At 72.3% G+C, this 9,590-nt stretch carries 9 protein-coding genes and 1 other RNA gene; 6 read left to right on the forward strand and 4 right to left on the reverse strand.

What is annotated here, in order from left to right:
- From N799_RS13610 to N799_RS13625, 4 genes are all read right to left on the reverse strand, one after another.
- Positions 1-609, reverse strand: a 609-nt coding sequence (locus tag N799_RS13610; protein ID WP_238978988.1) for a uracil-DNA glycosylase family protein, incomplete at its 3' end; no start/stop codon positions are given.
- Positions 606-2,048, reverse strand: a complete 1,443-nt coding sequence (locus N799_RS13615; RefSeq protein WP_052101574.1) for an FAD-binding oxidoreductase — start codon at positions 2,046-2,048, stop codon at positions 606-608. The genes N799_RS13615 and N799_RS13610, both read right to left, overlap by 4 nt.
- 50 nt (positions 2,049-2,098) lie before the next feature.
- A complete protein-coding gene (locus N799_RS13620; protein ID WP_036213715.1) occupies positions 2,099-2,476 on the reverse strand; it encodes a YraN family protein in 378 nt (125 codons plus the stop codon).
- The gene (locus tag N799_RS13625; protein ID WP_052101575.1) at positions 2,460-3,827 is read right to left on the reverse strand and encodes a penicillin-binding protein activator; all 1,368 of its coding nucleotides are present in this window, start codon (positions 3,825-3,827) and stop codon (positions 2,460-2,462) included. The genes N799_RS13620 and N799_RS13625 overlap by 17 nt, the downstream gene beginning before the upstream one ends.
- A gap of 120 nt (positions 3,828-3,947) precedes the next feature.
- On the opposite strand from N799_RS13625, the gene rsmI reads away from it, so the two are divergent.
- The 6 genes from rsmI to N799_RS13650 all read left to right on the forward strand — a co-directional run.
- Positions 3,948-4,772: a 16S rRNA (cytidine(1402)-2'-O)-methyltransferase gene (gene rsmI / locus N799_RS13630; RefSeq protein WP_036213717.1), complete on the forward strand. Its 825-nt coding sequence runs from the start codon at positions 3,948-3,950 to the stop codon at positions 4,770-4,772.
- Positions 4,773-5,325: 553 nt separating this feature from the next.
- Positions 5,326-5,677, forward strand: an RNA gene (gene rnpB, locus N799_RS14500) — RNase P RNA component class A.
- Positions 5,678-6,050: 373 nt separating this feature from the next.
- Positions 6,051-6,497, forward strand: coding sequence for a division/cell wall cluster transcriptional repressor MraZ (gene mraZ, locus N799_RS13635; RefSeq protein WP_036213720.1), 447 nt, complete (start codon positions 6,051-6,053; stop codon positions 6,495-6,497).
- Entirely contained in the window at positions 6,494-7,450 is a 957-nt protein-coding gene (gene rsmH, locus N799_RS13640) for a 16S rRNA (cytosine(1402)-N(4))-methyltransferase RsmH (protein ID WP_081975050.1), read from the forward strand. Before mraZ ends, rsmH begins: the two co-directional genes overlap by 4 nt.
- Positions 7,447-7,713 (forward strand): cell division protein FtsL, encoded by a 267-nt coding sequence (gene ftsL / locus N799_RS13645; RefSeq protein ID WP_036213723.1) that lies wholly within the window; start codon positions 7,447-7,449, stop codon positions 7,711-7,713. Before rsmH ends, ftsL begins: the two co-directional genes overlap by 4 nt.
- 146 nt (positions 7,714-7,859) lie before the next feature.
- Positions 7,860-9,590: peptidoglycan D,D-transpeptidase FtsI family protein (locus N799_RS13650; protein ID WP_162473324.1), on the forward strand; the 1,731-nt coding region annotated here is incomplete at its 3' end.

Consider the following 9,590-nt stretch of genomic DNA (forward strand, 5'->3'; position numbering starts at 1 on the left):
CCCCTTCATCACCGTGACGTTGGCGCCGCCAGCACCTCCCGCACCCGTTCCCGCAACGTCGGGAGCACTTCCCCCTCGAACCACGGGTTGGCCTTGAACCACGCGACGTTGCGGGGGGCTCGGGTGCGGCAGCGGCAGGTGTCCGGGCAGGTACTCGCGCCAGGCGCGCATGGTCGCGGTCAGGCTGTCCTTGCGGCGCGGGCCGAGGAAGTACGCCTGTGCGTACTGGCCGATCAGCAGGGTCAAGCCGACGTTGGGCAGCAGCGGCAGCAGTCGCGGGTGCCAGGTCGCGCGGCACTCCGGCCGCGGCGGGGCGTCGCCGGAGCCGGCCTTGCCGGGGTAGCAGAAGCCCATCGGCACGATCGCCACCTGCCGGGCGTCGTAGAAGGTGTCGGCGTCGATACCGATCCAGTCGCGCAGGCGGCGGCCGCTGGCGTCGTCCCACGGCACGCCGCTCTCGTGGACCTTGCGGCCCGGGGCCTGGCCGACCACCAGCAGTCGTGCGTCGGCGTGCGCGCGCAACACCGGCCGTGGTGGGTGCGGCAACGCCGCGGCGCAGAGGCGGCACGCGTCGATCCCGGCCAGCAACGTGTCCAGGCGACCGGTCATGGGGCGGTGCGTGGGGCGGTCCCGCCGGGAGACGGGGCGACGCCACCTTCCGCGTCCTGCAGCGGCGGCAGCAGCTTGCCCGGGTTGAGGATGCCGTCGGGGTCGAACACCCGCTTCAGTTCCCGCATCAGCGCCAGCGTCGGCGCGGTGATCGCCTGTGGCATGAAGTCGCGCTTGGCCAGGCCGATCCCGTGCTCGCCCGACAGCGTCCCGCCAAGCGACAGCGCCAGCGCGAACACCCGCGCCATCGCCGCGTGCGCGCGTTCGTTCTGGCCGGCGTCGGCCGGGTCGTACATCAGGTTGACGTGCAGGTTGCCGTTGCCGGCGTGGCCGAAGCAGATGATCGGCAACGCGAACTCGCGCGACAGCGCCTGCACGCCGCCGACCAGCTGCGGGATGCGCGAGACCGGCACCACCACGTCCTCGTTGATCTTGCCCGGCGCCAGGGTGCGCAGCGACGGCGACAGCGCCTTGCGGGCCGCCCACAGGCGCGCACGCGAAGCCTCGTCGTCGGCGTCGTCCAGCGACACCAGGCCGTCGCCGCCGGCCGCGGCCATCAGCGCCTCGATGTCTCGCGGCAGCTGCCCGGCGTCGCCGTCGGCCTCGATCATCAGCAGCGCGCCGGCCTCGGCGGGCAGGTCGGCGCCGGCGACATCGCGCGCCAGCCGCACCGCGTCGGCATCCATGAACTCCAGCATCGACGGCGTCACCGGTTGCGCCATCAGCCGCGCCACCGCGGCCGCGGCCGAGGCGACGTCGCGGTAGATCGCGCGCACCGCGCGGCGCGTGGCCGGGGCGGGCGTCAGCCGCAGCGTCGCCTCGACGATCAGCGCCAGCGTGCCCTCGCTGCCGACCAGCAGCCGCTGCAGGTCGTAGCCGGTCGAACCCTTGGTGGTCGCGGTGCCGCACTCGACCAGCTCGCCGGCGCCGGTGACCGCGACCAGCGCCAGCACGTTGTCGCGGCTGGCGCCGTACTTCACCGCGTGCGGGCCGCCGGCGTTGCAGGCGAGGTTGCCGCCGACCGTGCTGAACATCGCGCTGGTCGGGTCCGGCGGCCAGAACAGCCCGTGCGGCGCCAGCGCGGCCTGCAGGTCGCCGTTGAGCACGCCGGGTTCGACCACTGCGCAACGGTCGCCGGGGCGGATGTCGATGATCCGGTCCATCCGCTCGAACGACACCACCACGCCGCCGCCCACCGGCACCGCCGCGCCGGTGGTGTTGGTGCCGCGGCCGCGGGCGACCAGCGGCACGCGGTGGGCGCGGCAGGCACGCACCAGCGCGACCACCTGCGTGCGGTCGACCGGCAGCGCGACCGCGTCCGGCAGCGAGTGCCGGCGCGAGTTGTCGTAGGCGTAGCCGAGCCGCTCGCCGGGGTCGGTCAGCCAGCCGTCGCCGAGCAGCGCGGCCAGTTCGCGGTCGAGTTCGGGGGGAAGGGGCATGGTGGCAACCGGAGGGACTGCGGACATTCTGCGCCTGCGCGCGGCATCGCTCAGTCGCCGGGGCGGAAGGCGTCGCGGATCCAGTTGATTTCCGGTGCGTCCGGGTCGCCGCAGGCATCGACCACGTCGAACCGGCACGGCGCATCGGCGTAACGCCGGTGGCGCATCAGGAACAGCTGCGCGGCGCGGACCAGCTTGGCCTGCTTGCGCCAGTCGACCGACACCGCGCCGCCGCCGAAGCGGTCGTCGCGGCGGAAGCGGACCTCGACGAACACCAGCACCTCGCCGTCGAGCATGACCAGGTCGAGCTCGCCGAGGCGGTAGTTGGCGTTCGCCGCGATCGGCCGCAGGCCGGCTTCGACCAGGTGCGCGCGGGCCGCGGCCTCTACCGCGGCGCCGCGCTGGCGCCGGTCAGTAACGGCCGGCATTGGCCAGCGGCACCGCCACGCCGGCGCTGAAGGTCGACCACGCCGGGGTGCGCTGGACGTTGCCGGAGCCGTCGATGCGCAGCACGCCGGTGGCACCGGTGATGCTGGCATCGGCCGACTGCGCGAGCTTGTCGAGGTAGGCGGTCAGCAGCCACGCGTCGTAGCCGAACGCGAACAGCCGCGCCGCGCCGCCACGTGCGGTCGGCAGGCGTTCGGCGACCGTCGCCTCCGGCGGCAGCCCGGCGACGTAGCCGCCGCTGGTCCAGGTCTCGCCCGGGAAGGCGATGCCGTCGAGCACGCGGTCCTCCTCCGGCTTGCCGGTACCCGACAGCAGGTGCGAGGTGGCCACGCGCGGCAGTCCGGCCAGCCCGGCCAGCGCCAGCCGCGGCATCAGCTCGCGGGCGACGTTGCCGCGCACCGCCAGGAACACCGCGTCGATGCCGCCCTCGGCCTGCGCGTACGGGCTGAAGTCGGCGACGCCGGCGCTGGCGATGCCGGTCACGGTGGCGCCGTGCTCGGCCAGGTGGTTGCGCAGCGCGTCGACCGCGCGGCGCTGACTGTCGTCAGGGCCGGCGATCACCAGCACGTTGCGCGCGCCGCGTTCGAGCAGCAGGCCGGCGGCGGCGACGCCCTCGTCCTCCGGCGACAGCGAGAAGCTGGCGTTGCCGGCCGGTGGCAGGTCGCTGGCGCGGTTGAGCGCCAGCACGGGTACGGTCAGGTTGCCGCGGCTGAACAGCGCGCCGACCTCGTCGCGGCCGAGCGGGCCGACCACGAAATCGTTGCCCTCGGCGGCGGCGCGGTCGTAGGCGGCGATGGCGCCGCCGGGGGTGCCGTGGGTGTCGTAGAACTGCACGTCCGGGCGCTGGCGCGACTCGCCGTAGTAGCCCGCGAGCAGGCCGTCGCGGACCGGCGCGGCGGCGGCCGACAGGTCACCCGACAGCGGCAACAGCACCGCCAGGCGCACCGGCGGGCGGTACCCGTCGGCCGCGGCGGGCGGGCGGGCACTGGCGTCGAACTGCCACGCGACCCGGTCGAACGGCCGCGGCAGCGGCAGGCCGCGACGCAGCAGCGCACGACCGGCGTACGGATACAGCGGGTGGCCCTCGGGCAGCATCGCGGCCTGCTCGGCGAGGGTGGCGTCGTCGAGCTGGGCCAGCAGCGCGTCGATCTGGCCGGCGTTGGCCGGGTTGCCTGCCAGCGCGCTGGCCTGTTCGATCAGCGGGTTCTGCGGCGTGCGGGTGGTGGTCGAGCTCGACCGCGTCGGCCCGATCACGCAGCCACCCAGCAGGGCGGTGGCGACCAGGACCGCGGCCAGCCAGCCGAAGCGGGTGACGGAAGGCTTGTGGTTCATCGCGTACGCACCGCGCGCGGCGCTCCGTTGGGGGACGGGTGGATTCTAACCATCGCCCCGCGTGGCGTCCGCGACGGCGTCGGCGCGGGACCGGCCCGCCGCCGCGCTACCATCGTCGCGATGCAGACCCCCGGCACCCTCCACGTCGTCGCGACCCCGATCGGCAACCTCGGCGACCTCAGCCCGCGTGCGCTGGAGACCCTGCGCACGGTCGACGCGATCTGCGCCGAGGACACCCGTCACACGCGCCAGCTGCTGAGCCATTTCGGCGTCGAGCGGCCGCTGCTGGCGCTGCACCAGCACAACGAGGACGCGCAGGCGTCGCAGCTGGTGGCGCGCCTGCAGGCCGGCGAGTCGCTGGCGCTGGTGTCCGACGCGGGCACGCCGCTGGTCAGCGACCCGGGCTTCCGGCTGGTCGGCGCGGCGCGCGCGGCGGGGTTGCGGGTGTCGCCGGTGCCCGGCGCGTGCGCGGCGATCGCGGCGTTGAGTGTCGCCGGGGTGGCGTCGGACCGGTTCGTGTTCGAGGGCTTCCTGCCGGCCAGGGGCGGCGCGCGGCGCGAGCGGCTGGTGCTGCTGGCGGCGGAACCGCGGACTCTCATCTTCTACGAGTCGGCGCACCGGATATCCGAGTCGCTGGCCGACCTGGCCGCGGCCTTCGGTGGCAGCCGCCGGGCGGTGCTGGCGCGGGAGCTGACCAAGCTGTTCGAGACGGTGCTGGACGACACCCTGGACGGGCTGCGGGCGACGGTCGAGGCCGACCCGAACCAGCGCAAGGGCGAGTTCGTGCTGGTGGTCGAAGGGGCCGGTGACGATGCCGATGCGAAGCTGCAGGAGGGGCTGCGGCTGTACGCGAAGCTCGCCGAACACCTGCCGCCGTCGACCGCCGCCAAGCTCGCGGCCGAACTGAGCGGCGCGCCGCGCAAGGCGCTGTACGGGGCGGGTTGAGCGTCTACGCCGCAGATTCAAAAAGCGCGGGGCGACAACAGCAACAACGACGGGTGGATTCCCGGCTCCGGCGAGAGCGGCGCCCTGGCGGGGTGTTGTCTCCGCCCCTCGGTCGAACCCTCCCTGGTTCGACTCGGGGCCGTGCGCCCGCTTCGCGGTCCGGCCCGGCACAGCGTGCCGGGCGTTCGCCCGAACCGCGCGGCATGCCGCGCAAACGGTCCGGACTCACCCATGGCGCACTCTCCGCAACACCCGCCCAGGACGCCGCACCGGCGTGTGCGTGACGTCGCTTCTTATCCAAGGGCCCCGCGACACGATCCGTGGGCGGCTGGCGTTGGGGGGGTGCGGACAGCGCGCATGGATGCGCGCGGCGGCGAGTAGGGCCATGGATGGTCCTACCGAGCCGGGGAGCAACACCCCCAAGGGCAGTCGACCGTGACGCGCCATTCAACGAAGCCCGCTTCTGAGCCCCGACAAAACCCTGAACCGCCACGACCCGCGCCCGGCGTCGCCACCTCGCAAAAACCACCAACCCCGGTAGACTGCGCCCCGCGGAGTCGGCCAGGCAGTCGCGTCACCCTTCGGGGTGCCGAGGAAAGTCCGGGCTCCACAGGGCACGGTGCCAGGTAACGCCTGGGCGGCGCGAGCCGACGGAAAGTGCAACAGAGAGCAGACCGCCGAACGGCCCTCACGGGTGCGTGGCAAGGGTGAAACGGTGCGGTAAGAGCGCACCGCGAGTCCGGCAACGGACCGGCACGGCAAACCCCACCGGGAGCAAGACCAAATAGGGAGGCAATGCCGCGGCCCGCGGTGCCTCCGGGTAGGTTGCTCGAGCGTATCGGTGACGATGCGCCTAGAGGAATGACTGTCCACGACAGAACCCGGCTTATCGGCCGGCTCCGCCCCTCTCCATCGAAGGCGCGCCCTCGCGGCGCGTCTTCGCATGCCCGGCTTTTGTTGCATCGCAGCATGGGTGGCGCCCGATGCGACGGCGGTCCTTTCACATGGCCTCCACACCCCTGAAATCTCAAAACATGAGACGAAACAAGGGTTAGTGGATAAGTCTTGAATAAGACTCTGAAGTTTGCTGCAAGCCTTTGATGTGCCTAGTGAATTTCCGCCCCGGAAGTTGTTGACAAGCATTTTGGCGGTGCCTAAGGTGGACATCCGAGGGAAAACCGGGTTTTTCGTGGTTTTCGGTGGCCGCATCCGGTTCCAGCGACCGTATGCCCCTAAGGCAAACCGCCCACCAGAGGCGGGCCAACAACCAGGTGCGCAATGTTCCAGGGCGAGACCGCCATCACGATCGACGACAAGGGCCGGATGGCGGTGCCCACCGCCCACCGCGACCTCGTCGCGAGCGAATGCGGCAACCGCCTGGTCATCACGTACAACCCGTTCGAGTCCGGCTCCCTGTACCTCTACCCGCTGGCGGCGTGGGAGCGCGTGCGCGACCAGGTCAACAAGCTGCCCAAGGCCAAGAAGGTCAACCGCAACCTCCAGCTCAAGCTGGTCGGCGCGGCCACTTTCGTCGAGCTCGACGGCAACGGCCGCATCACCGTCCCGGCCAGCCACCGCGCCGCGGTCGGCATCGAGAAGAAGGCCGTGCTGCTGGGCATGGGCGACAAGTTCGAACTGTGGAGCGAGCAGGCGCACCACGCACAGATCCGCCAGACCGTGTCTGACGATGATCTGAGCGAGGAACTGCTCGACCTGCAGCTATGACGGACGGTGGCATGGAGCGCTCGGCGACTTCCGGCCACCTTCCCGTGATGTACCGGCAGGTCCTGGAAGGGCTGCGGGTGCGTGGGGATGGAGCCTACCTCGATGGCACGTTCGGCCGCGGCGGCCACGCGCGCGGCGTGCTCGACCAACTCGGCGCCGGAGGACGGCTGCTGGTGATGGACAAGGACCCCGAAGCGATCGCCGTCGCCGAGCGCGAGTTCGGGGCCGACCCGCGCGTGTCGATCTTCCGCGGCAGCTTCGCCGGACTCGGCCGCTGGGACGCCACCGCCGGCGGGCTCGACGGCATCCTGTTCGACCTCGGCGTGTCGTCGCCGCAGCTCGACGTCGCCGAGCGCGGCTTCAGCTTCGGCAAGGACGGTCCGCTCGACATGCGGATGGACCCGGACGCCGGCCAGAGCGCGGCCGAGTGGCTGGCGCAGGCCGACGAGCGCGAGATCGCCGACGCGCTGTGGACGTACGGCGAGGAGCGCCAGTCGCGCCGCATCGCCCGCGCCATCGTCGCCCGCCGCGCGGACGAGCCGCTGGTCCGCACCGCGCAGCTGGCCGAGCTGATCGCGTCGGTGATCCCGCGCGGGGCACAGAAGATCCACCCGGCGACGCGCAGCTTCCAGGCCATCCGCATCTTCATCAACCGCGAGCTGGCCGACCTGGAGGTCGGGCTCGACGCCGCGCTCGGGCGCCTGAAGCCCGGCGGCCGGCTGGCGGTGATCAGCTTCCACTCGCTGGAAGACCGCATCGTCAAGCAGTTCATCGCGCGCCACGCCAAGGCGCCGCCGGCCAACCGGCGGATGCCGGTCGAGGTTGCGTTCACGCCCGACCTGCTGGCGATCGGCGGCGCGCAGAAGGCCGACGATGCCGAGACCGGCGACAACCCGCGTGCCCGCAGCGCCGTGCTGCGCGTGGCCGAGAAGCTCCCGCGGGAGGCCGCATGACCTCGCGCCTGCTGCTGACCGTGCTGGTCCTGGCCAACGTCGTCACCGCGCTGGCGGTGGTGCACGCGCGCCATCGCCACCGGGTGCTGTTCGTCGAGGCCAGCCGGCTGGAGAAGGCGCGCGACGAGCTCAACATCGATTTCGGCCGGCTGCAGCTGGAGCAGGCCACCTGGGCCGAGAGCAACCGCATCGACCAGGTCGCTCGTGACCGCCTCGGGATGAAGTTCCCCGAAGGCGCCGAAATCGTGGTGATCCGTCCATGAGCCCGCGCGACCGCCGCCGCGAGCCGCACCGCGACCCGCGGCCGGGCCAGCCCGGCGCGTGGAGCCGGCTGCGCGCGCTGTTCCGCGATGACGACACCCGTGGCGCGCGCCGCGGCGTGCGCTACAACCCGCGCAACCGGCTGGCGATGGTCGGCGGCACGCTGGCGCTGTGCTCGGTCGCGCTGGTCGGCCGCGCGTTCGACGTGCAGGTGCTCAACAACGACTTCTACGTCCGCCAGGGCGACGCGCGCGCGCTGCGCGAGATCCCGATCCCGACCTCGCGCGGCATGATCACCGACCGCAACGGCGAGCCGCTGGCGGTGTCGACCCCGGTCGAGTCGGTCTGGGCCAACCCGCAGGAACTGCTCAAGCACCCCGACCGCATCCCCGAGCTGGCCGCCGCGCTCGACGTGCCGGCCGACTATCTGACCCGCAAGCTCACCCAGCGCGCGGACAAGGAGTTCATGTACCTGCAGCGGCGGATCAACCCGAGCCAGGCGAAGAAGATCCTCGCCCACGGCATCCCGGGCGTGTTCAGCCAGCGCGAGTTCCGTCGCTTCTACCCGCAGGGCGAGGCGCTCGCCCACGTGCTGGGTTTCACCAACATCGACGACGCCGGCCAGGAAGGGCTGGAGCTGGCGTTCGACGAGTGGTTGCGCGGCACCCCGGGCGCCAAGCGGGTGATCCGCGACGGCCAGGGCCGGATCATCGAGAACGTCGACCTGATCCGTCCGGCCGAGCCGGGCCACGACCTGACCCTGACCATCGACCGCCGCATCCAGTACCTCGCCTTCCGCGAGCTGCGCAACGCGCTGCTGGAAGCCGACGCGAGCAGCGGCTCGGTGGTCGTGCTCGACGTCGCGACCAGCGAAGTGCTGGCGATGGCGAACCTGCCCAGCTACAACCCCAACGACCTCGACGGCGACCGCAGCGACGCGCGCCGCAACCGTGCGGTGACCGACGTGGTCGAGCCCGGCTCGACGATGAAGCCGATCACGATCGCCGCCGCGCTGAGCCGTGGAATCGTCACCCCGACCACGATCGTCGACACCTCGCCGGGCTACATGGCCAACGGTCGCTACACCATCAACGACTACCGCAACTACGGTGCGCTGACGGTCACCGGCGTCATCACCAAGAGTTCCAACGTCGGCACCGCGCGGCTGGTGGAGCGCCTGCCGGACGAGTACTTCCACGACGTCGTCGCCGGCTTCGGCTACGGCAGCAAGCCCGGCAGCGGCTTCCCCGGCGAGTCGTCCGGCGTGCTCGCCGCGCCCGACCAGTGGAGCGGCACCACCAAGCGCACGATGTCCTACGGCTACGGCCTGTCGGCGACGCCGCTGCAGATCGCGATGGCCTACGCCGCGCTGGCCAACGGCGGCACGCTGATCCCGCCGACCTTCGTCAAGGGCCAGCGCAACGAGGGCGAGCGCGTGCTCGACGAGAAGGTCGCCGACCAGGTCATGCGGATGCTGCAGACGGTCACCGAGGAGGGCGGCACCGCCACCGGCGCGGCGATCCTCGGCTACCACGTCGGCGGCAAGACCGGCACCGCGCGCAAGTTCAGCCCGGCCGGCGGCTACTCCGACAAGTACATCGCGCTGTTCGCCGGCGTCGTGCCGGTCGAGAACCCGCGCTTCGCGATGGTGGTCGTCATCAACGAGCCGGACTCGAGCAAGGGTTACGGCTACGGCGGTGGTGCGGTCGCGGCGCCGGTGTTCAGCAACGTCATGTCGGGCGCGCTGCGGCTGATGGATGTGCCACCGGACGACATCGAGACCTGGCTGGCGGCGCAGGCCGCGGAGCAGGCCAAGCGGGCGAAGGCCGGCGGCGGCCGCGCGGCCGATGGCGCGCCGGTGCTGCCGGCCGCGGCCACC

Source organism: Lysobacter arseniciresistens ZS79, assembly GCF_000768335.1.
GTDB lineage: Bacteria > Pseudomonadota > Gammaproteobacteria > Xanthomonadales > Xanthomonadaceae > Novilysobacter > Novilysobacter arseniciresistens.

Coding starts and splice junctions, on each gene's coding strand:
- N799_RS13615 (WP_052101574.1), bottom strand. CDS start 2,048: ATGCCCCTTCCCCCCGAACTCGACCGCGAACTGGCCGCGCTGCTCGGC.
- N799_RS13620 (WP_036213715.1), bottom strand. CDS start 2,476: ATGCCGGCCGTTACTGACCGGCGCCAGCGCGGCGCCGCGGTAGAGGCC.
- N799_RS13625 (WP_052101575.1), bottom strand. CDS start 3,827: ATGAACCACAAGCCTTCCGTCACCCGCTTCGGCTGGCTGGCCGCGGTC.
- rsmI (WP_036213717.1), top strand. CDS start 3,948: ATGCAGACCCCCGGCACCCTCCACGTCGTCGCGACCCCGATCGGCAAC.
- mraZ (WP_036213720.1), top strand. CDS start 6,051: ATGTTCCAGGGCGAGACCGCCATCACGATCGACGACAAGGGCCGGATG.
- rsmH (WP_081975050.1), top strand. CDS start 6,494: ATGACGGACGGTGGCATGGAGCGCTCGGCGACTTCCGGCCACCTTCCC.
- ftsL (WP_036213723.1), top strand. CDS start 7,447: ATGACCTCGCGCCTGCTGCTGACCGTGCTGGTCCTGGCCAACGTCGTC.